The sequence below is a fragment of the Pseudomonas caricapapayae genome (genome assembly GCF_001400735.1).
In the GTDB taxonomy this organism is placed as follows: Bacteria; Pseudomonadota; Gammaproteobacteria; order Pseudomonadales; family Pseudomonadaceae; genus Aquipseudomonas; species Aquipseudomonas caricapapayae.
On sequence record NZ_LJPW01000173.1, the window covers coordinates 36,338 to 60,627 of the forward strand.

Sequence of the window (24,290 nt, forward strand, 5' to 3'; positions counted from 1 at the left end):
GATCATACGGCGCGTGCTGCCGCTTGCTGATCAGCTCTTCACAGCCTTGTCGGGCACACGCCCATAAATATCGGTAAAGCGCACGATATCGTCTTCGCCCAGGTACTCGCCGCTTTGCACTTCGATCATCACCAGATCGATCACCCCAGGGTTGACCAGTCGGTGGGTGAAGCCCGGCTTGATGAACGTGGATTCGTTGGTATCAAGCATGAACTCACGCTCGCCGTTGGTAACCGTGGCCATACCGCTGACGACGATCCAGTGTTCGCTGCGGTGATGGTGCATCTGCAGCGACAGTGAAGCCTGCGGACGAACCACGATGCGCTTGATCTTGAAGCGCTTGCCTTCTTCGAGCACGGTGTAGGTGCCCCATGGGCGAGTGACGGTGCGGTGCAGCCGGTAGGCATCATGCCCCTGGCGTTTGAGCTCCTGAGCGATGATCTTGACGTCCTGACTGCGGCGTCCGTCTGCGATCAGCAACGCGTCGGGGGTGTCGATGATGATCAGATTGTCGAGGCCGATGGCACCCACCAGACGTTTGGGCGAGTCGATGTAGCAATTGCTGACGTCATGCAGCACAGCTTCGCCATTGCAGTAGTTGCCTTGGGCGTCGACGGGAGACAGTTCCCGGACTGCCTGCCAGGAGCCGATATCACTCCAGCCAAGCTGGCAGGGCACCACGGCGACCTTTTCGGAGCGTTCCATCAGCGCGTAATCGATGGAAATGTCAGGTGCCAAGGCAAACGACTCACTGTCCAGTTCGATCTGCAGTTCACGATTGCCTTCCTTGCGCGGGCTAGCCCCCAGGCATGTGCTGACTGCGTTCAGCACATCAGGGGCGTGAGTGCGCAACTCTTGCAGCACGGCATCGGCACGCATGCAGAACATCCCGGCATTCCAGAAATGCAGACCACCGTCCACATAGCCCTGGGCAGTAACGGCGTCGGGTTTTTCGACAAAACGCGCGACCTGGCAGGCGTCGGCATTGAGCACAGGGCCTTTTTCGATATAGCCAAAACCGGTTTCCGGTGCGGTTGGCACAATTCCGAATGTCACCATCCAGCCCTCTGCGGCGAGCTTCTGTGCGGCGGCCACTGCTCTGGCAAACTCCGCGGCATCGGTGATCAGGTGATCGGCAGGCAGTACCAGCAACTGCGCCTCATCGCCGTACAACTGGCTGACATGCAGCGCAGCGGCGGCAATGGCGGCGGCGGTATTGCGCCCGAAGGGCTCGAGGATGAAATCCAGGCGCGCATTGCTTTTATTCAACTGGCGGTAGTCGTCCACCGTGCGGAAATACACTTCCCGGTTGGTCACGGTCAGCAGGCGATCGACGCCAGGCAGGCCGACCGCACGCAGGAACGTTTTCTGCAACAGGCTCTGGCCGTCGGGAAGGCGCATGAACGGCTTGGGCATGGCTTCACGCGAGACTGGCCACAGGCGAGTGCCGGAGCCGCCGGCGATGATGCAGGGAATGAGAGTGCTCATCAGTAAGCCTCACGAGTGAATAGCACTGCAGGCACAGTGCGCATAAGAATGTAGAGGTCAAACCAGACAGACCAGTTTTCTATGTACTCAAGATCGAACTCGACGCGTTTTTCGATTTTTTCCACGGTGTCGGTTTCACCACGATAGCCGTTTATCTGCGCAAGCCCGGTGATCCCCGGTTTAACGCGATGCCGCGAGGTGTATTCCTTGACCGCTTGCTCGAACAGGATTCCTGCAGCCTTGGTGGCTGTCGCGTGAGGGCGCGGCCCGACCATCGACATACTGCCTGCCGCAACGTTGAACAACTGTGGCAGTTCATCCAGGCTGGTTTTGCGAATGAAGCGCCCGACCCGTGTGATTCTGGCATCGCCCCGGGTAGTCTGCCGTTCGGCCGTTGCATCGGCCTGGTGTTGATGCATCGAGCGGAACTTGAATACTTCGATCAGGCGATTGTTGTAGCCATAGCGTTTCTGGCGGAAAAACACCGGGCCCGGGGAGTCCAGCTTGATCGCCAGCGCGACCAGCAGCATCACAGGCGACAACGCCAGTAATGCGAGTGATGACAGAACGATATCTTCGGCGCGCTTGATGAACGGCGACCAGCCACTGAGCGGCAGATCCGACGCATTGAACATCGGCAGCCTGGCCACTTCGGTAATGCGGTTATGGGTATGCCGGAAGGCAATCATGTCCGGCACCAGCAGTACGTTGACCGGTAACCTGCGCAATTCGCGGATGATGTAATCCATGCGGTTTTCCGCGGTCCAGGGCAGGGCGACCAGCACCTGAGTCACTTTTTCTTCACGAATCAGCCGCTCCAGGTCGCTGGTATTGCCCAGCAAGGGAAGGTTGGCCACGGTTTTGGGCATGCGACCAATACGGTCGTCGATAAAGCCGGTCACCCCCGAACGGATGTCCTGATGCTCAAGCAGGTACTCGGCCAGGCGCAGGCCATTTTCAGTAGCGCCCAGAATAACGGCATGTTGCAGGAACACACCCTTGCGCATCTGGTGTTTGAACAACATCAGCAGCAGCAGGCGAATGATGCCGAACAGCGCAAGGCTGGTCAGATACCAGATCAGTAATTCTTCCGCAGAGAGGTAGCCGAACAGCCCCATTGCCTGCTGCATGAACAACAGGAGCCCGAACGCAGCGGTCCAGGCGAGTGCCATGGCACCCATGCGCAGGTCGTTGCTGAACAACGCTTCGGAATAGACCCCCATGGCCTGAAATACCAGCACGCCGACAAAGCCGAAAAACAGCAGCATGGTCAGGTAGCCCTGCTGGGTTTCCGGGCCGCCGTCCTTGATCAGCAACATGATCACCAGGCCCGGCAGGATGCAGGCAATACCATGGGCCAGACGGATGCCGAAAAGAAAGTATTCGACCAGGCTGGTGCGGGTCAGCGAAAGACTGTCGACGGGCTGCAACCTCATAAAGCTCCTTTACTCCCTGTGTGCGTCTGAATCCTGCTGATCCTGAACGTCTGTCGATGGCATGTTTGCAGAGTCAAAGAGGTATCTCTTCGCCAGTATTGTCCAAGCGTAGCCAGTTACGTGCTGCGGTCATGACCAATCCGGACTGTCTTTTGTGAATATCACTTTATATATGTCGTCCTGTTCCGGATTTTATTTAAGGCTTTTCAATCATTTGTAGATGAAACTTCCTTCAAGCGAGGGTATTGCTGTCAGTAAAGCTCATGAAACAAATAGCGACAGTGCAAAAGTGTTCCAACCCTGACGCAAACCTTGAACCAGAGAGTTTCATCTCAGGTTTGGCCCAGTATTGGCAGGGGTCTGACCGGTATTCGACGATGTGGAAAAAAATTCCGCAGACAGGTGGGCTTTTTTGATGTGTGCGGGGTCACAGTCATGCGTCGTGCGAAATACATGCGGGCGCTGATAACAGAAAGAGCGTCGCTCGCAGGCTTCAATTCGTAGGTTCGGCAGAGGAGGTGTCATGACACAACGCAGGGCAATGCTCATTCTTCACGGTAAACAGGCACTCAATGAGGACGTGCGTGATGCTGTTGCCGACAAACGCAAGCAGGGCTGGGAGCTCGACGTAAGGCTGACCTGGGAAGCTGGCGATGCCCAGCGGCTGGTCAGCGAAGCACTTGCGTCCGGGCACCGGCACATCGTGGCAGGCGGCGGTGACGGTACGTTGCGCGACATCGCCGAAGCCTTGGCGCTGGCTGAAACGAAGGCCAGTCTGACTATTTTGCCGCTGGGCACTGCCAATGACTTTGCCCGCGCTGCCGGGGTGCCTCTTGATGTATCCCGAGCCCTGCAACTCATGGATGTACCCCCACGTGCCGTCGATCTTGGGGAGGTAGGTGGCAAGCTGTTCCTCAATATGGCCACCGGTGGCTTTGGCAGTCAGGTGACGGCCAACACCTCCGAAGACCTGAAAAAGGTACTGGGCGGCGCGGCCTATCTGTTTACAGGTCTGACAAGGTTCAGCGAGCTGCACGCTGCCCACGGCGAACTTACCGGCCCGGATTTCCACTGGCGTGGCGATCTCCTGGCGCTGGGTATTGGCAACGGCCGACAGGCTGGCGGTGGCCACGAGTTGTGTCCGACCGCACTGGCCGATGATGGCCTGCTGGACATCAGCATCCTGCCAGCGCCTCAGGAAGTGGTCGGCACGCTCAGAAGCCTGCTGGAGGGCGGGCTGGGGATCGACAACATGTTTATCCGCGCACGTCTGCCCTGGGTAGAGCTCAAGTCGGCGCAAGGGCTGGATATCAATCTGGATGGTGAACCGTTATCGGGTGAAGACCTTCGGTTCGAGGCACGACCGGGGGCGCTGCAAGTGCATTTGCCGGCGGACTCACCTGTGCTGGGCCGTGCGCCGATGCTCAATCATCCAGGCTGATGATTCGTTCGCGGACGCAAAACAGTACCAGCCCGGCGACGTCAAAAATCTGCAGCCGCTTCATGATCTGGGAGCGGTGCGTTTCGACGGTCTTGATACTGAGCCCCAGCCCGTCGGCGATTTCACGCGTGGATTTGCCGCGTACGATCAGGCGCAGGATTTCCAGCTGGCGAGCCGTCAGGTTATACCGCTCCTTTGCCGCCCGGGCTCTGTCTGAGCGGGTGCCGCGCAGGGCGCGCTCGATTACCGTATGGGCGATGGCCGGGCTCAGGTAGCGTTCGTTATTGCGCAGTGCTTCCAGTGCCTGTTCCAGCTCGGTAGCGGTGGTGTCCTTGAGCAGATAGCCGCGGGCTCCGATGTCCAGCGCACGCATGATCATGTCCGGATCGGTGTGCATGGACAGGATCAAGACCTTGCAATGGGGTAGCACGGTCAACAGGTGCTCGAGCGCCTCAAGCCCATCGACGCTCTTCATCCAGATGTCGAGCAGAATGATGTCGGGTTTGAGCCTCTGCGCCAGACTCGACAACTGCGCACCGTCAGCCGCTTCGCCGAGAATCGCGTAGCCTGGCATGTCTGCAACCAGCGCTCGCACACCGGCTCTGATCAGGGAGTGGTCGTCGACCAGTAACAGATTGCAGGTCATTGTGGCTTCTTGTGTAAATGGGACCGCTTATGCGTGCAATCCCGGTTCAAACTTTAAAACGGTTTTGAAAGCAATGAAGACAATGGACGGAAAACACTGACGTGACAACACCACCCCAGTGAACCTGCAATGCTACATCCAGTGATTGCCAGTGATTGAACGTTATCGCTGGGTTGCATCCTTGGCCACGCATGATTGCGACGAAACGCTGGCCAGCTTTTCCAGCAGTTCCAGCTGTTCGTTATTGTCCATCGTCAACTCCCCCGTTTGCGGGTCAAGAAGCTCGACCTGCCAGGACATCAGCATCAGGCAGTGTTTGACTGTCAGCAGGGTTTCCCGGGAGAGTTCGCTGGCCTGACTGCCGGTCTTCAGCAGTTGACACAGCTGGCGTGAAAAATCGGCAATGCAGGGCACAGGCGCGGCTTCCGCTTCCTGTGCCAGCGTGCGCAAGGTCGTCAGAAGGCAGCCGGTGGCGTCCTCGTCGTTGGGGATCAACTCAAGGTGCGAAAGACATTCTTCCGACTTGTGCAGAAGTGCCTGAGAGGTGCTCAGGAACTCGTCATGCTTATGCTGCCAATCATTGTTGCTCAGCATCCTTTGTCTCCACTGATCATGGATAGCGAACTTCCGCCCGCGGCGAATGGCTGACAGTTAATGTCGATTTCAAACGAAAGTATGTAGGGCGTTTCTGAATGTTGCCAGCGCCGCTCGACTGCAAGGATTGGAAAGCGAGCACGAACCGGACCCCATTCTTGTATTGAGAATGGCGTCACAATAGTGGCAATTAGATGTTGATCATATCAGGTTATCCCCGATTGACTTTTAGCAGGTTTTTTGAAAGCTGCTTCAGAAAGGCGCTGTGCCTGCGCGCCTCCCTGATCAGGCCTTCGTCGTATTTGTCTGACTGGAAAGCGACACCAGTAAAGCATGATGGTAAAGTGACATCAATGATTGGGAATGGCCTTTCATCGCCATTAAGGTCCGGCTGGTTTCAGCCGATACAGGCTCAACAGACTCATCGTGACCATTGCTTCAGGAGCTCATAATGGCAGGCATTCTCGACACAGTAGATCAGCGCACACAACTGGTGGGCGAGAATCGCCTGGAAATCCTCATGTTTCGCCTTGCCGGTCGGCAATTGTTCGCGATCAACGTGTTCAAGGTCCAGGAAGTATTGCAGCTACCCAAGCTGACCCTCATGCCGCAACGTCACTCGTTCGTGTGTGGCGTAGTCAATCTGCGTGGCCAGACCCTTCCGGTAATCGATCTTTCCCAGGCTATCGGCATGCGGCCGCTGGTCCCGGGCCCCGGCAGTACCATCATTGTCACCGAGTACAATCGCTCGGTTCAGGCCTTTCTGGTCGGCGGTGTGGACCGCATCGTCAACATGAACTGGGATGCAATCATGCCGCCGCCGGCCAGCGCCGGCCGCCAGCATTATCTGACCGCCATCAGCAAGGTCGATGACCAACTGGTAGAAATCATCGACGTTGAAAAAGTGCTCGCCGAGATCGTGCCGTACAACGCCAAGGTGTCCCGTGAGAAGCTTGAGGACCCGGTGCTGGAAAATGCCCGCGGTCGAGAGGTGTTGCTGGTCGACGACTCCAAGGTGGCACTGGCGCAGTTGCGCGACACGCTGTCGCAATTGGGTCTCAAGCTGCATGTGGCGAGCGATGGTCTCAAGGCGCTGAACATGCTCAAGGCCTGGGCGGACGCAGGTGAGAACGTTCATGAAAAGCTGCTGATGGTATTCACCGATGCCGAAATGCCGGAAATGGACGGTTACCGCCTGACCACTGAAATCCGCAACGACCCGCGTCTGCGCAGTCTTTACATCGTTCTGCACACCTCGTTGTCCGGCAGCTTCAACGAATCGATGGTCAAGAAGGTCGGTTGCGACAACTTCCTCTCCAAATTCCAGCCCGACAAGCTGGTTGAAGTGGTACGTGAACGTCTTTTGATGATTGGCTGATATTTCACGCGGTCGCTGATCGCGGATGCCTGCCGCTCCGGCTTCGGATAAGCTTTGATGTCTGCATCAACGCTTATCCAGCCATCAAAGGAACCGGCTCCCATGTTACGTCTCAGCTCGCTCTATCGTTACCCTCTCAAGTCCTGTAAGCCGGAGACCATGCAGCGTGCGTCGTTTGACCGGTTGGGGCTGGAGGGGGATCGACGCTGGATGCTGGTCGATGAAAGCAATGGCCGGTTCCTTACCCAGCGAGCCCTGCCGCACATGTCCCGATTGTCCGTGTTGTGGAATCCCAGTGGCGGCGTGACCCTGTCGGCTCCCGGTTTCGAGCCTCTGGATGTGGCGATTCCTCTGGATGTCGACTCGAACCTGCGGGGTGTGACAGTCTGGCGAGACTCGTTGCAGGTGCCGGACGCCGGCGACGTGGCTGCTCGATGGGTAAGCCGTTTTATCGGCAAGCCCACGCGCATGGTGTATATGCCTGTCGAGCGGGCACGCCGGATGCCTGGCGGTCACGGTCACGATGAAGGTCACGTGAATTTCGCCGACGGTTTTCCGTTGTTGTTGATCGGGCAGGGCTCGCTCGACGATCTGTCAGGGCGTCTGGGCAGGCCATTGGAGATGCTGCGCTTCAGGCCCAATCTGGTGATCGAAGGGGCTGAGGCCTTTGCCGAGGATGGCTGGAAGCGCATTCGCATTGGCAACATCGAGTTCCAGCTGCTCAAGCCTTGCGCGCGCTGCATCCTGACCACTGTCGACCCGGCCACCGGCGAGCGCAGTCCGGATCGCGAGCCTTTCGCTACACTCAAGACCTATCGGGAAGTAGAGGGCAATGTTCTGTTTGGTCAGAATGTGATCAACCTCGGGTTGGGTGAGCTTGAAACGGGTATGACGGTCGAAGTGCTGGAATAGAAGGCGTCTGGCGCCAGGAGTGCTCTGCGGAGCACGCCTGGCGACGGATCACAGGTCGTCGAAGAACCGCTCGTGCCAATCTACCAGCGGTTGAGGTGAGTTGAGCTTCTGGCCGTAGATCACCGAATATGACAACACGTTCTGTACGTACTGACGGGTTTCATCGAACGGAATGCTCTCGACCCAGACATCGAAGGCCAGGTGGTTGGCACCTCTGAGCCATTGCCGTACGCGTCCTGGCCCTGCGTTATAGGCCGCCGAGGCAAGCACACGATTGCCGTTGAACTGGGCGTGCACCGAACTCAGATAGGCGGCACCCAGCTGGATGTTGGTATCCGGGTCCAGCACCTGCTGCGGCGAGGCCAGCGGGATGCTGAACTTGCGGGCAGTTTCCTTGGCGGTGGCAGGCATCAGTTGCATCAGGCCGCTGGCGCCGACGCCCGAGCGCGCGTCATCCATGAAGGCGCTTTCCTGACGTGTGATGGCGAACACCCAGCTCGAGTGCAGGCCGCGTACCTTGGCTTCGCGAACCAGTGTGTCGCGATGCGCCATCGGGAAACGTATGTCCAGATCATCCCAGTATTGGGCCTGGCTGATCGTGCGAATGGCTGGGAAGTACCATTTCAGGTCATAGGCCAGTTTGGCCTGGGCAACCATCTCGTCACGATTGAACAAGCGGCTCACGTGATACCACTCACGACGCCCGTCGACAATCTCCCCGCGATCATGAAACTCCAGTGCACGACGTACGCCGGGGGTATTACGCACCTTGTTGATCAGCGCCTGACTGAGTACCAGCGGCTTGTTATTGAGTTGATAAGGGCTCTGCGTGCGGTCGGCGGCCAGAAATCCGTAGAAATCGCGCTCTTTGGCAACATCCTTGTACAGGGCGGCAATCAACGGGCTGTTCGGTTGAGCCAGTTCCAGCGAGCGGGCTTCCCAGTAACGCCAGCGATTGGTTGCAGCAAGGTCCTTGGGCAGTCGACGCGCCAGTTCGTAGGCGTCCTCCCAGCGGCCCAGACGCAGCAGCAGACGCATGCGCCACTCGGTAACGGTGTTGTCGCGCAGTTCGGGGTCGTACCGGGTCATGACCTCCAGCGCGCGGTCATCGTAGCGGCGCGCCAGGGTCAGGCCGATCTCCTTGGCAATTTCCACCTGCTCCTCGCGGGAGAAGTGCATCGTTGCCGCGTAGCCGTCGAGCATCGACAGGGCTTTTTGCGGATCCTCCTTGGCCAGTCTGCGCAAGCCAAGGCCGACTACATCGGACATGGCTTCATCCACCGGTGCGAACTGCCCGGGGTTGTTGACCATTTCAGGCTTCTGGGCGACAGCCAGTAGCAGGCGTCCCTGCGGTGCCAGCGAGTTGAGGCTGTTGACCAGCGTGCTGGCCAGGCTGTAGTTGCGCGCCTGAGCGGCGAGCTTGGCCCGCTGCCAGCGCTTCTGCTCGGTCAACTGGCCGGCGGCTGCCCATTGTGCGAAAAACCCGTCACAGGCGGCTGGCAGCGTCTTGCCGGTCATCCATAGTTTTTCCGCGCTGGCGTAGCCCTCGGCGCGCTTGTTGTTATTCAACTGGTACTGGCCGTACAGGCAGTCAAGTTCGACGAAATTCATCTTCGGGTCGTAGTACTTGACGAACGGTTGCCAGTCACCGCGCTCTGCCAGCCAGCGCAACCAACGCAGCTTCATCCAGTTGGCCTGGGGCAGATCACCATGTTCGGCAAGAAACTTCTCGATTTCTGCATTGCTCGCGGTCTTCAGGCGAGCTGTCAGCTCGTCGTATTCGAGGTAAGGCTCCAGCGGGTAATCAGCCAGCGCCGTGCTGTACATCTGATACGGGCCCGAGTCGCCCTTGGCCAGCGCACGCTTTGCTTCGTCGTAATACTTGCGTTGTTGGTTGAGGTCTGCCGCATGAGCAGTCTGAACGGCGGTGGTGGAGAGGAGCAGGCACGATAAAAAGCTGAACAAACGACTGCGCATGAGACTTCCGAGCAGATGAGTCGTGAAAAGTATCGCTAGCTTAGCCTTTTGCCAGCTCATGGTGAAAGCATTGCCGACGAGCTTGTCTCATATGGAAATAATTGTCGGTTGTGAAGGCTGTGTGGAAGTTGTTACGGGTGCCACGATTCCCGACATCCGCGTGTTATCTCAGGTAGAATGCGCGCCCGGTTTTTGGAGAAGCTCATGACCCTGCTCAAATTCAGCGATGTGTCCCTTGCTTTCGGCGCGATGCCGTTATTGGACAAGGTGTCCTGGCAGATCGCCCGTGGTGAGCGGGTGTGCATCATCGGCCGTAACGGTACAGGCAAGTCCAGCATGTTGAAGCTGGTCAAAGGCGTTCAGAAGCCTGATGACGGGGCTGTCTGGCGTGCACCCGGCCTCAAGATTGGCGAGTTGCCCCAGGAATTGCCGGTAGCCGACGGACGGACCGTATTCGACGTGGTAGCCGAAGGCCTGGATGGCGTCGGTGCCTTGCTGGCCGAGTACCACCACCTGGCGCAGAATTGCGTCACCGAGGAGGACCTGAACAAGCTGATGCATGTTCAGCAAGACCTCGAAGCCCGCGATGGCTGGCGCTTGCAGCAACTGGTCGAAAGTACGCTCAGCCGGTTGCAGTTGCCTGCCGACAAGACCCTTGCCGAGTTGTCCGGTGGCTGGCGTCGCCGTGTCCTGCTGGCCCAGGCGCTGGTTTCCGAGCCAGACCTGCTGCTGCTGGACGAGCCGACCAACCACCTGGACATCGGTGCCATTGCCTGGCTTGAAGAAGCCCTCAAGGATTTTCAGGGTGCAGTGCTGTTCATTACGCACGACCGGGCATTCCTGCAAAACCTTGCGACCCGCATTCTCGAGCTGGACCGTGGTGGCCTGATCGACTGGGACGGCGATTACGCCAGCTTCCTCGTCCACAAGGAAGCCGCACTGGCCGCCGAAGAGACCTCCAACGCACTTTTCGACAAGCGCCTGGCTCAGGAAGAAGTCTGGATCCGTCAGGGCATCAAGGCGCGTCGTACCCGCAACGAAGGCCGCGTGCGTGCCCTCAAGGAGCTGCGTGTAGAGCGCAGCGAGCGCCGCGAGCGCACCGGCAAGGCCAATATCCAGCTCGATACTGCCGAGAAATCCGGCAAGCAGGTCATGGTCCTCGATAACGTCAGCTTTGCCCATCCGGGCGGGCCGACCCTGATCAAGGATTTTTCCATGGTCCTGCAGCGCGAAGACCGTATCGGCCTGCTGGGTGCCAACGGCACTGGCAAGACCACGCTGCTCAAGCTGATGCTCGACAACCTGCAACCGACCAGCGGCAAGGTAGAAGTTGGCACGCGTCTGGATGTCGCCTATTTCGACCAGTTGCGTCACCAGCTCGATCTGGAAAAGACCGTGATCGACAACGTTGCCGAGGGGCGTGATTTCATCGACATCGATGGCCAGAGCCGTCATGTTCTGAGCTACCTTGGCGACTTCCTGTTCAGTCCGCAGCGTGCCCGCACCCCGGTCAAGGCGCTGTCGGGTGGTGAGCGTGCCCGTTTGTTGCTGGCCAAGCTGTTCAGCAAGCCAGCCAACCTGCTGGTGCTCGACGAACCGACCAACGACCTGGACGTGGAAACCCTGGAACTGCTTGAAGAGGTGCTGCTGACGTTCAAGGGCACCGTGCTGATGGTCAGTCACGACCGGGCATTCCTCGACAACGTCGTCACCAGTACCCTGGTATTCGAGGGTGAAGGCAAGGTTCGCGAATACGTGGGCGGTTATCAGGACTGGTTGCGTCAGGGCGGTTCGCCGCGTCTGCTGGGCGTTGCCGACACCAAGTCCGGCAAGGCCGAGCTGGCCAGCGCTGTGGTGCAGGCTGCACCGGTTGCCGCTCAGGACATGCCGGTCGCGAAGAAGAAGCTCAGCTACAAGCTTCAGCGTGAGCTGGAGGCGTTGCCAGGGCAGATCGATGAGGTCGAAGGCAAGATGGCTGCCCTGAACGCGGAAATGGCCGAGCCGGGCTTTTATCAGCGTTCAGCCGAGCAGACCGCAGCAGTGCTGGCGCAGTTGGAAAACCTGCAGGCCGAGCTGGACAAGCTCCTGGAGCGTTGGGCTGAACTGGACGAGTAATCGCACTGAGAGTCCGTGTCATGCAGAAAAGCCCGGGTGACCGGGCTTTTCGTTGTACCTGGTCGGATTACTCGGGTTTCTTCAGGCTCACCGCCAGCACATCGCACGGCGCACCATGCAGAACGTCGTTGGCGGTCGAACCGAGCAGCAGGGCCAGCCCATGACGGCCGTGACTGCCGACAACGATCAGGTCGCAAGCCTCGCTCTTCGCCAGCTTGTGGATTTCCTGGCGTGGCTGGCCGAAAACCATGTGGCTTTCGCTGTTTTCCAGCTGAGGATACTTGAGCTTCAGCTTCCCGAGCTTTTCTCTGGCCTGATCGATCTGTTGCTGCTGCAGTTGCGAAAGGTCCATGGGGACGTCGCCACCGAACGCCATTGCGATCGGTTCGACGATGTGCACGACCGACAATTTTGCTTCGCTGGCCGTTGCCAGCAAGCTGGCGCGACGGATGACCGGGTCACACTCATCGGTGAGGTCAATGGCAACCAGAATGTGTTCGTATGGCATGAGGGTGTCCTCCGGGAGAATTGCGATGGTGGGAGTATGGCTCTTTCGTTTGCATCTGGGCAGACCCTTGTGCAACTCATTGTTTTCAAAAGTGTTGTGAGATGCCTGAGATCGGGTGGGGGCAAGAAATATGACGGTCTGGATAGTCCTGTCAATCATTGGTGTAATGCTGAGCCCGTTGGTGTGGTTGCGCTCGTCGCGCCATCAGAGCGGCAGAATGGCGCTGCGTATGGAGGCGCGACGTCTGGGCATGGGCATGCAGCTGGCTCCACAGGAGTGGCCGCACTGGCTGAAGAAGGAGCCGCCCAGCCCTTGTGCCCAATACCATCGGCCGCGTCTGGGTTCGCACGCGGATGCCTGGGCGTACTGGCAAAGCGAGCCGGGTGTCTGGCGCAATCGCTGGCGCGAGGTCTGTGAAGATACGAAACTGTTGCCTCATCTGGGGACGCTGCCCGCAGATGCCTACAAGGTCGAGGCTGACGGACAGATGATTGCCGTGTACTGGGCGGAGCGGGGCGAGGCGGAAGTGTTGCAGCGTATTGATACGGTGCTCAAGGCGCTGGCCTGAAACCGACCGGCAGAACTTGAATCGCAGGCATTAAAAAGCCCGATAACAACATCGGGCCGGGGTTGGCCAGGCAGGCCGATAATTCGTCGCGTGCCGACAGGCTTTCGCCGCCATGTCGGCTTCCGCTGTTGCGCACCCGCAAATCAGCTGCATTGCGAGCCTCTTGTGGCGCAGTGCTGCGACTCTAGCCCTTTTGCTCCTTTTTGTCGCGATTCCTGCAAATATTTTTTGCGCGTGCCCTCAGGCGGTGCGTTCAAGCCTGATTTTTCCAGGGGCATGACGCTGTGCCTGATGTTTTCAGGAGCGGCTGCAGCCCTGCGTAAGGTCATTATCATTCCTGCGAATGATGGCGGATCGCGGCCAGTCGTGGGCATTATGGAGCGCCCGCATATTCGTGCGAAAACGAAGATTTCTGAGTGTTTTGTCGAATTGACAATCTCACGGTTATGTCCGAAGGTGTGCGTACCCAAATCAAACGGGCGTATGAAATGATCGTTTGGTCGTCAGAAAGCTCTGACAGAATCCTGACTACCACGTCGCGGCGGGTAAACGTGTGATTTGGCGTGTTCATCGACGGCGACGTCGTAGCCCCGTCTGACATCAATGTCCGGCGGGTATTGTTCAGCTTCCATATTGTGGAGATCAGTTGATGATTTACGAAGGTAAAGCCATCACGGTTAAGGCTCTTGAAAGTGGCATCGTCGAATTGAATTTCGACCTCAAGGGTGAGTCCGTCAACAAGTTCAACCGTCTCACCCTCAATGAACTGCGTCAGGCCGTCGATGCACTCAAGGCCGACGCTTCCGTCAAGGGCGTTATTGTCACCAGTGGCAAGGACGGATTCATCGTCGGAGCCGACATCACCGAGTTCGTCGACAACTTCAAGTTGCCGGAAGCTGAACTGGTCGCGGGCAATCTCGAAGCCAACAGGATTTTCAGTGATTTTGAAGACCTGGGCGTGCCGACTGTCGTGGCGATCAATGGTATTGCGCTGGGTGGTGGTCTGGAAATGTGCCTGGCCGCAGACTACCGGGTCATCGCCAGCAGCGCTCGTATCGGTCTGCCCGAAGTCAAACTGGGCTTGTACCCGGGGTTCGGCGGCACTGTACGCCTGCCGCGTATCATCGGTGCCGACAACGCAATCGAGTGGATCGCGTCAGGTAAGGAAAACTCCGCAGAAGACGCACTGAAGGTCGGTGCCGTCGATGCGGTAGTTGCGCCCGAAAAGCTCCAGGCAGCCGCGCTTGACCTGATCCAGCGCGCAGTTTCCGGCGAGTTCGACTACAAGGCCAAGCGCCAGCCCAAGCTGGACAAGCTCAAGCTCAATGCCATCGAGCAGATGATGGCTTTTGAAACCGCCAAGGGTTTCGTCGCCGGTCAGGCCGGACCCAACTATCCGGCACCGGTCGAAGCCATCAAGACCATTCAGAAGGCGGCCAACTTTGGTCGCGACAAGGCGCTGGAAATCGAAGCTGCCGGTTTCGTGAAGATGGCCAAGACCTCTGCTGCGCAGAGCCTTATCGGCCTTTTTCTGAACGATCAGGAACTGAAAAAGAAAGCCAAGGGCTACGATCAGGTTGCCAGGGATGTGAAGCAGGCCGCCGTGCTGGGCGCCGGTATCATGGGCGGTGGTATAGCTTATCAGTCGGCGGTCAAGGGCACGCCGATCCTGATGAAGGATATCCGCGAAGAAGCCATTCAACTGGGTCTGAACGAGGCCTCCAAACTGCTGGGTGGCCGTCTGGAAAAAGGTCGCCTCACTGCGGCGAAGATGGCCGAGGCGCTTAACGCGATTCGTCCTACGCTGTCCTACGGCGATTTCGGCAATGTCGACCTGGTGGTCGAAGCGGTTGTCGAGAATCCTAAGGTCAAGCAGGCGGTACTGGCCGAAGTCGAAGCCAACGTAGGTGAAAATACTATTCTGGCCTCCAATACGTCGACCATTTCGATCAGTCTGTTGGCTCAGGCCCTCAAGCGCCCTGAAAACTTCGTCGGCATGCACTTCTTCAATCCGGTGCACATGATGCCGCTGGTGGAAGTGATCCGTGGCGAGAAGTCCAGCGAAGAAGCGGTCGCCACGACCGTTGCCTACGCCAAGAAGATGGGCAAGAACCCGATTGTAGTCAACGACTGCCCAGGCTTCCTGGTCAATCGCGTACTGTTCCCATATTTCGGTGGTTTCGCCAGACTGGTCAGCGCCGGCGTGGATTTCGTGCGCATCGACAAGGTCATGGAGAAATTCGGCTGGCCGATGGGACCTGCCTACCTGATGGACGTTGTCGGTATCGACACAGGCCACCATGGCCGTGATGTCATGGCCGAAGGTTTTCCTGACCGCATGAAAGACGGCCGTCGCTCCGCGATCGACGCGTTGTACGAGGCTAATCGCCTGGGGCAGAAGAACGGCAAGGGCTTCTATGCCTACGAGACAGACAAGAAGGGCAAGCCCAAAAAGGTCAATGACCCGGCTGTGCTGGATGTGCTCAAGCCGATTGTCTACGAGCAGCGTGAAGTGACCGATGAGGACATCATCAACTGGATGATGATTCCATTGTGCCTTGAAACGGTTCGCTGCCTGGAAGACGGCATTGTCGAAACCGCTGCCGAAGCCGACATGGGCCTGATCTACGGTATTGGTTTCCCTCCATTCCGTGGCGGTGCGCTGCGCTATATCGATTCCATCGGTGTTGCCGAATTCGTTGCCCTGGCTGACCGCTACGCCGAGCTGGGTGCCCTGTATCAACCGACCGCGAAGCTGCGTGAGATGGCCTCAAATGGCCAGAGCTTCTTCGGTCAAGCGTCTTCCGAGGAATGAACGAATGAGCCTTAATCCAAGAGACGTCGTGATTGTCGACTTCGGTCGTACTCCGATGGGCCGCTCCAAGGGCGGCATGCACCGCAACACCCGCGCCGAGGACATGTCCGCGCATTTGATCAGCAAGCTGCTCGAACGCAACAACAAGATTGACCCGGCCGAAGTCGAGGATGTGATCTGGGGCTGTGTCAACCAGACACTGGAGCAGGGCTGGAACATCGCGCGCATGGCGTCGTTGCTGACCCAGATCCCGCACACCTCCGCCGCCCAGACGGTGAGCCGTCTCTGTGGTTCGTCCATGAGCGCGCTGCACACCGCTGCGCAGGCAATCATGACCAACAACGGTGATGTATTCGTCATCGGTGGCGTGGAACACATGGGCCATGTGAGCATGATGCATGGCGTGGACCCGAACCCGCATATGTCCCTGCATGCCGCCAAGGCGTCCGGAATGATGGGCCTGACCGCTGAAATGCTTGGCAAGATGCATGGCATCACTCGCGAACAGCAGGATGCCTTCGGCTTGCGCTCCCACCAGTTGGCCCACAAGGCAACGCTGGAAGGCAAGTTCAAGGACGAGATCATCCCGATGCAGGGCTATGACGAAAACGGTTTCCTCAAGGTCTTCGACTACGATGAGACCATTCGTCCGGACACCACCCTGGAAAGTCTTGCGGCTCTCAAGCCGGCGTTCAATCCAAAGGGCGGCACCGTGACTGCAGGTACTTCTTCGCAGATCACCGATGGCGCGTCGTGCATGATCGTCATGTCGGCCCAGCGTGCCCAGGACCTTGGCATCCAGCCTCTGGCGGTGATCCGCTCGATGGCGGTGGCCGGTGTCGACCCTGCGATCATGGGCTATGGCCCGGTCCCGGCGACCCAGAAGGCGCTCAAGCGCGCCGGTCTGACGATTGCCGATATCGACTTCTTCGAGCTTAACGAAGCCTTCGCTGCACAGGCCTTGCCGGTGCTGAAAGATTTGAAAGTGCTCGACAAGATGAACGAGAAGGTTAACCTGCACGGCGGCGCCATCGCTCTGGGTCATCCGTTCGGGTGTTCCGGTGCGCGCATCTCCGGCACTTTGCTCAATGTCATGAAGCAAAACGGCGGCACCTTCGGCGTGGCCACCATGTGTATTGGTCTGGGGCAGGGCATCGCGACCGTTTTCGAACGCGTCTGATTCCTGTGTGTGATGCGAGCCGGGGCTTGGTGCCCCGGCTTTTGTTTTTTGAAAAATGGTTTTTCAGCGAATTTTTTTGAACGTGTTACAAGAGGACCGCAGCATGCATCTGCAACCAGGGCTCTATCGCCATTACAAAGGCCCGCAGTATCGGGTTTTCAGTGTTGCCAGGCATTCCGAAACCGAAGAGGAAGTCGTGTTCTATCAGGCTCTCTACGGCGATTTCGGGATGTGGGTGCGCCCCTTGAGCATGTTTCTGGAGACTGTCGAGGTTGACGGCGAGCACGTCCCGCGCTTTGCTCTGGTTGAGGCTGAAGCCAGCCTGTTTTCACGAACGTGAGAGGGAATTGCACAACAGGCTGTGCTTGACCTCACCTTGTAGCCACTATATATAGCGTGGCCTTTACAAGCTCCTCACTGTCTTTCATCTAGTTATTCAGGAATCTTCTGATCCATGGGCAAATCGCTGGTCATCGTGGAATCCCCGGCTAAGGCCAAGACCATCAACAAGTATTTGGGTAACCAGTACGTGGTGAAGTCGAGTATCGGCCATATCCGAGACCTGCCCACCAGCGGTTCGGCGAGTGCCGCAAAGGATCCTGCCGTCAAGCGGGGCAAGGCTGCTGCGGGCGAAGGCCCGGTACTGACGCCGAAAGAAAAGGCGCAGCGCCAGCTGGTCTCGCGCATGGGAGTCGACCCGGAACACGGCTGGAAAGCCAAGTACGAGATCCTTCCGGGCAAGGAAAAGGTCATTGAAGAGCTGCGCAAGCTCGCCAAGGATGCCGACACCATCTATCTCGCGACGGACTTGGACCGCGAAGGGGAGGCCATCGCCTGGCACCTGCGCGAAGCCATCGGTGGGGATGACAGTCGATACAAGCGCGTGGTGTTCAACGAAATCACCAAGAAAGCCATCCAGGAAGCGTTTTCCAGGCCTGGCGAGCTGGACATTGCACGAGTCAACGCTCAGCAGGCGCGTCGGTTTCTTGACCGCGTTGTGGGCTACATGGTCTCGCCGCTGCTCTGGCAGAAAGTTGCCCGTGGCCTTTCTGCCGGGCGGGTGCAGTCGGTTGCGGTAAAGCTGGTGGTGGAGCGCGAGCGTGAAATACGCGCGTTCAACCCTGAAGAGTACTGGGAAATCCACGCCGACCTGGGCACTGCCAAGGGTGCCAACGTGCGTTTCGAAGTGGCTCGTGAAAACGGTGAAGCGTTCAAGCCGTTGAACGAAACCCAGGCTATGGCGGCCCTTGCAAAGCTCAAGGCGTCCAGCTACAGCATCGTCAAGCGTGAAGACAAGCCGACCAGCAGCAAGCCTTCGGCACCGTTCATTACCTCGACTCTGCAGCAGGCGGCGAGCAATCGTCTGGGCTTCGGCGTAAAGAAGACCATGATGATGGCTCAGCGCTTGTATGAGGCAGGCTACATCACCTATATGCGTACCGACTCGACCAACCTGTCGGCGGACGCGGTGAGCATGGCGCGTGACTATATCGAAACCGAGTTCGGCAAGAAGTACCTGCCAGAGGCACCCAACGTCTACAGCAGCAAGGAGGGCGCACAAGAGGCTCACGAAGCGATTCGACCCTCCGACGTCAACACCCACCCGACCAAGCTGGCAGGGATGGAGCGTGACGCCGAGCGGCTTTACGAGTTGATCTGGCGTCAGTTCGTCGCCTGCCAGATGCTGCCGGCCCAATACCTGTCGACCACCGTTACGGTCGCCGCGAGCGATTTCGAACTGCGTGCCAAGGGCCGTATTCTCAAGTTCGATGGTTACACCCGTGCCTTGCCGCAGATGGCCAAGCCGGGCGACGATGACGTTCTGCCGGACATGGCGCAGGGCGAATCCTTGAAGCTGAACAAGCTCGACCCGAGCCAGCACTTCACCAAGCCGCCTGCGCGTTACTCGGAAGCGAGCCTGGTCAAGGAGATGGAAAAACGTGGCATTGGCCGCCCGTCGACTTATGCGGCGATCATTTCGACCATCCAGGACCGTGGCTACGTGGCGTTGCACAACCGCCGCTTCTACTCGGAAAAGATGGGCGACATTGTCACCGGACGTCTGTCCGAAAGCTTTTCCAACCTGATGGACTACGGCTTCACCGCCGGGATGGAAGAAAACCTCGATGACGTTGCTCAGGGTGAGCGCGACTGGAAGAACGTCCTGGACGAGTTCTACGGCGATTTCCGCAAAAAGCTCGACGTGGCCGAGGCCGCTGATGGCGGCATGCGTGCCAACCAGCCAGTGATGACCGATATCCCTTGCAAGGTGTGCGGTCGGCCGATGCAGATCCGCACTGCCTCTACGGGTGTGTTTCTGGGTTGTTCCGGCTACAGCCTGCCACCCAAGGAGCGTTGCAAGGCGACTGTCAATCTGACTCCCGGCGATGAGATTGCCGACGACGATGAAGGCGAGTCCGAGTCGCGGGTGCTGCGCGGCAAGCATCGCTGCCCGATCTGCAGTACGGCAATGGACGCGTATCTGCTCGACGAAAAGCACAAGCTGCACATTTGCGGCAACAACCCGGACTGCACGGGGTATGAGATCGAGGAAGGCACTTACCGGATCAAGGGCTACGAAGGCCCGAGCCTGGAGTGTGACAAGTGCGGCAGCGAGATGCAGCTCAAGACCGGTCGTTTCGGCAAGTTCTTTGGCTGCACCAATCCCGAGTGCAAGAATACCCGCAAGTTGCTGAAAAGCGGCGACGCGGCACCGCCTAAAATGGACCCGGTGAAGATGCCGGAGCTCAAGTGCGACAAGGTCGACGATACCTACATACTGCGTGACGGCGCTTCGGGTCTGTTCCTGGCTGCCAGCCAGTTCCCGAAGAACCGTGAGACCCGCGCACCGCTGGTCATCGAGATCGCGCCGCACAAGGACGAAATCGATCCCAAGTATCATTTTCTTTGTGAAGCGCCTAAGAAGGACCCGGATGGTCGTCCGGCAGTGATCCGCTACAGTCGCAAGACCAAAGAGCAGTATGTCCAGACCGAAGTAGAGGGCAAGCCTACAGGCTGGCGTGCGTTCTACGACGGCAGCGCCTGGAAGGTCGAAGACAAGCGCTGATCGCAAGCGCCCGAGTCGAAGGGCCCGGGCGCTGTTTTCGACAGGCGCGAGCCTGTGTCGCCAGACTGTCGTGACGCTACAGGCTATGCTGTTCACTATCCCATCGTTGTGGAGCGACTCGCCATGGCTCATGAACTCTATACCCGTACCAACCAGAAGATCTATTTCGCAGGGCTCGCGCTCGAAGCGCTGGGAAAGGCGGAGAAGGGGCAGGCGGTCAACGCCCCTGCGTTGCTGCAGGCCGAGCGTGAGTCAGCGCTGTTTCACCTGTATGGCGCGCTGCTGGGCTTGTGTCACGAGATAGCGGGGTTCTACCGCTTGCCGCAAGCCGGCACGCGTCGTGCGGAAGAATTACTGACTCAGGAAGTGCTTGACGCCATTGCCATTCCCGAGATGGCCGAGCTGGTGGAACTGGCGCAGAATCGCCAGACATGGCTAGCGCAGTTGCTCGCGGCCTATAACGCATTGTACGAGCCGCCTCGTGCGCCGAAAAAGCTCAAGGGTGATGTCACGCAGCCGATGATACAGGCTGTGAACCTGGACGCTGAGCCGGAGTCTGAACTGACACGTGAAGAGCTTGAAAACTGGCGTCAGCAACTCAAAGGGTTGGCCATCCGTTTTCGTGAAGGCCTGAGCGAGTGCTGAAAACCAATGAAGTGCAGGCTGGCAGGCTGTTACAATGCCCGCCTCTTGCGGAGTAACTGTAATGCCTACCTCTTTCCTGGAAATTGTCGAACTGCCTGACGGGCGCATCGAACTGCGTCGTGCCGATGATGAGGGCTCTCTGGTAACGCTTGATTTTTCTGCCGATGCCAAAGCGTTCATGCAAGGTCAGCATGTTGAAGTCGCCAAAGCCATGTTGAGCGTGGGTGTGCAGATGGCTGGTCGTCTGGCAGAAGGCGAGATCGAAAAGGATGACGTACCCCACGTTCTGCACTGATCGACGATTGGGCCTTTGTTAGCCCAGCCGGATGTTCAGGCTCTGCGCTTCCCCGATTTTTGCAGCACTGATCAATTGCTGGCGCGCCACGCTGCCAAGCGGGCTGATCCAGCTCACCACCGTATGGCTACGGCCCAGTCGAAGTGCTTCACGAGTCAGTTCCAGCACGCATTGTGTGCCACGCGGCTGCAACAGCAAAATCCGCTCCCTGTTGAGCCCTGCATCGCGCAACCAGGTCTGAGTCAGGCTTGACGGTGGGGCGATCAGCGTTAGCCAGCGTGCATCGATTTCCTCGCTCAGTTCCCTAAGAATTGGAGCCAGAAGGTTAAGGCAGTTCCCGGCAGCGCCGCGCAGAGACAGTTCACTGAAGGGTTCCGGGTCGTCTCCCCAGGGTGCTTCGACTGCATCTGCAAGCAGCGGAGCAATGGGCTGCGCCAGAAACGCCTCGAACAGTGGCAATTGTGAATGCGGTGCTTGATGGAACTGCATAACGTCTCCTTAGCGGCGAATGACGCCGACGCTCAAACCTTCGATCACCAGTTCCTGATCCTTGAGATCGACCTCGATGGGGGCGAAATCAGGGTTCTCGGCCAACAGCCAGACCTTGCTGCCTTCACGCTTGAAACGTTTGACGGTGACTTCATCGCCAATCCGGGCCACTACAATCTGGCCGTTGCGGGCTTCGCGTGTGGTATGCACCGCCAGCAGGTCGCCGTCCAGAATGCCGACGTCCTTCATGCTCATGCCGTGAACGCGCAACAGGTAATTGGCGCTGGGGTGGAAGAAGGAAGGATTGATGTTGCAGGACTCTTCGATATGTTGCTGGGCCAGAATCGGTGCGCCAGCGGCAACACGGCCAATGACCGGCAGGCTGCTGTCGTCCGGCCGCGCTTCGAAGCCGGGTATGCGGATGCCGCGTGAGGCTCCCGGGGTCATTTCGATGGCGCCTTTGCGAGCCAATGCCTTCAGGTGTTCTTCCGCTGCGTTGGGCGATTTGAAACCCAGCTCCTGAGCGATTTCCGCACGTGTCGGCGGAAAGCCGTTGTCTTCCAGGCAGCGTTTGATGAAGCCCAGGATTTCAGCCTGGCGTGGCGTCAGTTTGATCATGAGAGGCGCTCTGGCTTTTTATACAGTGACTGGGATTATATACAGTGAAGGCGCGTTGGCAATCATCCTTTTCACTTTCGCTGCCAGACGGTGCTCGGGGTAAATAACACGCCTTTTGTCCAAAAGCGCTGCATGGGCTGCTTTCTGTCATTTAACATCCATTTTCGTGACTGTTCGGCCACAAAATGAACGGGTCTGCTTGACAAGCGGGTCGCCTGATACGTATGTTTCAAACGTTCGTTTGTTAGGCAGAGAGCCATGGCACAGTCGGAAACCGTTGAACGCATTCTTGATGCTGCCGAGCAGTTGTTCGCAGAAAAGGGATTCGCTGAAACCTCCTTGCGTCTTATCACCAGCAAGGCGTCGGTCAATCTGGCTGCGGTGAACTATCACTTCGGTTCGAAGAAGGCGCTGATCCAGGCGGTGTTCTCGCGCTTTCTCGGGCCGTTCTGCATAAGCCTCGACCGCGAGCTGGAGCGGCGTCAGGCAAAACCCGAACACAAACCAAGCCTGGAAGAGCTGCTGGAGATACTCGTCGAGCAGGCACTTGTCGTTCAGCCGCGAAGCGGTAATGACCTGTCGATCTTCATGCGCTTGCTGGGACTTGCTTTCAGTCAGAGCCAGGGCCACCTGCGCCGCTACCTCGAAGACATGTACGGCAAGGTGTTCCGTCGCTACATGACGCTGGTCAACGAAGCCGCCCCGCGTATTCCGCCTATCGAACTGTTCTGGCGCGTGCATTTCATGCTTGGTGCTGCCGCGTTCAGCATGTCCGGTATCAAGGCCTTGCGCGCGATTGCCGAGACCGATTTCGGCGTCAATACCTCCATCGAGCAGGTCATGCGCCTGATGGTGCCGTTTCTGGCCGCAGGCATGCGTGCCGACACCGGCGTCAGTGACCCGACTATGATTGCCGCCCAGCTCAGGCCGCGCAGCAAAAGCAGCAGCGGTGCGCCTGCGACCGCAAAGGCCTGACGCTTCAGGCCTTAATCCTGACGCTTTAAACCTGAGTAATGCAGCGGCGCATCGCATTGCGTCGGGCTTCAGGATCAAGCACCATGCCGGATTGGAAACAGGCACTGGTATGTAAGGGTTTTTCTATGAGTTCTGGCCTGCAAGGCTCCCTGATGGTCGATGTCGCCGGCACCTGGCTGACCAGCGAAGACCGTCAGTTTCTGCGTCAGCCCGAAGTGGGCGGTTTGATCATCTTCGCCCGAAACATCGAGCATCCACGTCAGGTTCGTGAGCTGAGTGCGGCTATTCGCGCCATTCGCCCCGACCTGCTGCTGGCTGTGGATCAGGAGGGTGGCAGGGTCCAGCGTCTGCGTCAGGGTTTTGTGCGTCTGCCGCCAATGCGTGCCATTGCCGACAAACCCGATGCTGTGCTGCTGGCCGAGCAATGTGGCTGGCTGATGGCGACCGAAGTGCTGGCTGTCGGGCTGGACCTGAGCTTTGCCCCCGTGCTGGACCTGGATCATGAGCGCAGCGCTGTCGTCGGGTCGCGTTCTTTCGAAGGCGACCCAGAGCGTGCGGCGTTGCTGGCAGGGGCGTTCATTCGTGGCATGAACGCGGCTGGCATGGCGGCTACCGGCAAGCATTTCCCCGGTCACGGCTGGGCTGAAGCCGACTCCCACGTGGCTATCCCGAATGACGAGCGCAGCCTTGAACAGATTCGTGCTGCCGATCTGGTACCGTTTGCACGCCTGAGTCAACAACTCGCTGCAGTCATGCCCGCCCATGTGATCTACCCGAAGGTCGATTCACAGCCAGCCGGTTTTTCAAAGCGCTGGTTGCAGGGCATCCTGCGTGACGAACTGAAATTCGACGGTGTTATTTTCAGTGACGATCTGTCGATGGCCGGAGCCCATGTGGTCGGTGATGCCGCCAGTCGTATCGAGGCGGCGCTGACGGCGGGTTGCGACATGGGACTGGTGTGCAACGACCGTGCTGCGGCAGAACTGGCACTCAGTGCGGCACAGCGTCTGAAGGTCAAGCCTTCGTCGCGCATCGCCCGCATGCGTGGTCAGGCATCGGCCAGCACCGACTATCGGCAACACCCGCGCTGGCAGGCCGCGCTTCAGGCGCTGCGCGCTGCCCAACTGATCGATTAAGGATTTG

At 58.4% G+C, this 24,290-nt stretch carries 21 protein-coding genes; 13 read left to right on the plus strand and 8 right to left on the minus strand.

The features are described 5' to 3' along the window. Window positions 1-30: 30 nt before the first annotated feature. The gene (locus ALO80_RS26310; protein ID WP_055011098.1) at window positions 31-1,488 is read right to left on the minus strand and encodes a mannose-1-phosphate guanylyltransferase/mannose-6-phosphate isomerase; all 1,458 of its coding nucleotides are present in this window, start codon (window positions 1,486-1,488) and stop codon (window positions 31-33) included. Continuing rightward, window positions 1,488-2,924 (minus strand): undecaprenyl-phosphate glucose phosphotransferase, encoded by a 1,437-nt coding sequence (locus ALO80_RS26315; protein WP_055011099.1) that lies wholly within the window; start codon window positions 2,922-2,924, stop codon window positions 1,488-1,490. Before ALO80_RS26315 ends, ALO80_RS26310 begins: the two co-directional genes overlap by 1 nt. A 523-nt stretch (window positions 2,925-3,447) precedes the next feature. On the opposite strand from ALO80_RS26315, the gene yegS reads away from it, so the two are divergent. Next, window positions 3,448-4,365, plus strand: coding sequence for a lipid kinase YegS (gene yegS / locus ALO80_RS26320; protein ID WP_055011100.1), 918 nt, complete (start codon window positions 3,448-3,450; stop codon window positions 4,363-4,365). Here the strand turns inward: yegS and ALO80_RS26325 are convergent. Together ALO80_RS26325 and ALO80_RS26330 are read right to left on the minus strand one after the other, a co-directional pair. Then, on the minus strand, window positions 4,349-5,011 hold the full coding sequence (locus ALO80_RS26325; RefSeq protein WP_055011101.1) for a response regulator: 663 nt from the start codon (window positions 5,009-5,011) through the stop codon (window positions 4,349-4,351). The two genes, yegS and ALO80_RS26325, sit on opposite strands and share 17 nt — an antisense overlap. A 162-nt stretch (window positions 5,012-5,173) precedes the next feature. Further along, window positions 5,174-5,605, minus strand: a complete 432-nt coding sequence (locus ALO80_RS26330; protein ID WP_054985269.1) for a hypothetical protein — start codon at window positions 5,603-5,605, stop codon at window positions 5,174-5,176. A gap of 451 nt (window positions 5,606-6,056) precedes the next feature. Between ALO80_RS26330 and ALO80_RS26335 the strand changes: the two genes are divergently transcribed. Together ALO80_RS26335 and ALO80_RS26340 are read left to right on the plus strand one after the other, a co-directional pair. Next, complete coding sequence (locus tag ALO80_RS26335; RefSeq protein WP_054985268.1) at window positions 6,057-6,983, plus strand: chemotaxis protein CheV; 927 nt, start codon at window positions 6,057-6,059, stop codon at window positions 6,981-6,983. Between the two features lie 102 nt (window positions 6,984-7,085). Continuing rightward, on the plus strand, window positions 7,086-7,895 hold the full coding sequence (locus ALO80_RS26340; RefSeq protein ID WP_055011102.1) for an MOSC domain-containing protein: 810 nt from the start codon (window positions 7,086-7,088) through the stop codon (window positions 7,893-7,895). A 48-nt stretch (window positions 7,896-7,943) separates the two neighbouring features. Here the strand turns inward: ALO80_RS26340 and ALO80_RS26345 are convergent, their stop codons facing one another. Beyond that, entirely contained in the window at window positions 7,944-9,872 is a 1,929-nt protein-coding gene (locus tag ALO80_RS26345) for a transglycosylase SLT domain-containing protein (RefSeq protein ID WP_054985266.1), read from the minus strand. 204 nt (window positions 9,873-10,076) lie between these two features. Here ALO80_RS26345 and ALO80_RS26350 point away from each other — a divergent pair, with 204 nt between their 5' ends. After that, on the plus strand, window positions 10,077-11,987 hold the full coding sequence (locus ALO80_RS26350; RefSeq protein WP_055011103.1) for an ATP-binding cassette domain-containing protein: 1,911 nt from the start codon (window positions 10,077-10,079) through the stop codon (window positions 11,985-11,987). 67 nt (window positions 11,988-12,054) lie between these two features. Here the strand turns inward: ALO80_RS26350 and ALO80_RS26355 are convergent, their stop codons facing one another. Further along, window positions 12,055-12,495, minus strand: a complete 441-nt coding sequence (locus tag ALO80_RS26355) for a universal stress protein (protein WP_055011104.1) — start codon at window positions 12,493-12,495, stop codon at window positions 12,055-12,057. Between the two features lie 130 nt (window positions 12,496-12,625). On the opposite strand from ALO80_RS26355, the gene ALO80_RS26360 reads away from it, so the two are divergent. The 7 genes from ALO80_RS26360 to ALO80_RS26390 all read left to right on the plus strand — a co-directional run bounded on the left by ALO80_RS26360 (window position 12,626) and on the right by ALO80_RS26390 (window position 21,065). After that, window positions 12,626-13,063 carry a hypothetical protein gene (locus tag ALO80_RS26360; RefSeq protein WP_055011105.1) on the plus strand — a complete coding sequence of 146 codons (438 nt, stop codon included), beginning with the start codon at window positions 12,626-12,628 and terminating at the stop codon, window positions 13,061-13,063. Between the two features lie 649 nt (window positions 13,064-13,712). Beyond that, window positions 13,713-15,878 carry a fatty acid oxidation complex subunit alpha FadB gene (fadB, locus tag ALO80_RS26365; protein ID WP_055011106.1) on the plus strand — a complete coding sequence of 722 codons (2,166 nt, stop codon included), beginning with the start codon at window positions 13,713-13,715 and terminating at the stop codon, window positions 15,876-15,878. A gap of 4 nt (window positions 15,879-15,882) precedes the next feature. Further along, window positions 15,883-17,058: an acetyl-CoA C-acyltransferase FadA gene (gene fadA, locus ALO80_RS26370; protein ID WP_054985261.1), complete on the plus strand. Its 1,176-nt coding sequence runs from the start codon at window positions 15,883-15,885 to the stop codon at window positions 17,056-17,058. A gap of 103 nt (window positions 17,059-17,161) precedes the next feature. Beyond that, window positions 17,162-17,398, plus strand: a complete 237-nt coding sequence (locus ALO80_RS26375) for a DUF1653 domain-containing protein (RefSeq protein WP_054985260.1) — start codon at window positions 17,162-17,164, stop codon at window positions 17,396-17,398. Between the two features lie 114 nt (window positions 17,399-17,512). After that, on the plus strand, window positions 17,513-20,125 hold the full coding sequence (gene topA, locus ALO80_RS26380) for a type I DNA topoisomerase (protein ID WP_055011107.1): 2,613 nt from the start codon (window positions 17,513-17,515) through the stop codon (window positions 20,123-20,125). 123 nt (window positions 20,126-20,248) lie between these two features. Beyond that, the gene (locus ALO80_RS26385) at window positions 20,249-20,770 is read left to right on the plus strand and encodes a DUF6586 family protein (protein WP_055011108.1); all 522 of its coding nucleotides are present in this window, start codon (window positions 20,249-20,251) and stop codon (window positions 20,768-20,770) included. Between the two features lie 61 nt (window positions 20,771-20,831). Further along, window positions 20,832-21,065, plus strand: coding sequence for a hypothetical protein (locus ALO80_RS26390; protein WP_003315798.1), 234 nt, complete (start codon window positions 20,832-20,834; stop codon window positions 21,063-21,065). An 18-nt stretch (window positions 21,066-21,083) separates the two neighbouring features. Here ALO80_RS26390 and sulA read toward each other — a convergent pair whose 3' ends face one another. Together sulA and lexA are read right to left on the minus strand one after the other, a co-directional pair. Beyond that, window positions 21,084-21,554, minus strand: coding sequence for an SOS-induced cell division inhibitor SulA (sulA, locus tag ALO80_RS26395; protein WP_055011109.1), 471 nt, complete (start codon window positions 21,552-21,554; stop codon window positions 21,084-21,086). Between the two features lie 9 nt (window positions 21,555-21,563). Beyond that, a complete protein-coding gene (gene lexA / locus ALO80_RS26400; RefSeq protein ID WP_003315796.1) occupies window positions 21,564-22,172 on the minus strand; it encodes a transcriptional repressor LexA in 609 nt (202 codons plus the stop codon). Between the two features lie 258 nt (window positions 22,173-22,430). Between lexA and psrA the strand changes: the two genes are divergently transcribed. Together psrA and nagZ are read left to right on the plus strand one after the other, a co-directional pair. Then, on the plus strand, window positions 22,431-23,147 hold the full coding sequence (gene psrA / locus ALO80_RS26405; RefSeq protein WP_054985256.1) for a transcriptional regulator PsrA: 717 nt from the start codon (window positions 22,431-22,433) through the stop codon (window positions 23,145-23,147). 137 nt (window positions 23,148-23,284) lie between these two features. Further along, on the plus strand, window positions 23,285-24,283 hold the full coding sequence (gene nagZ, locus ALO80_RS26410; RefSeq protein WP_174518977.1) for a beta-N-acetylhexosaminidase: 999 nt from the start codon (window positions 23,285-23,287) through the stop codon (window positions 24,281-24,283). Window positions 24,284-24,290 lie beyond the last annotated feature (7 nt).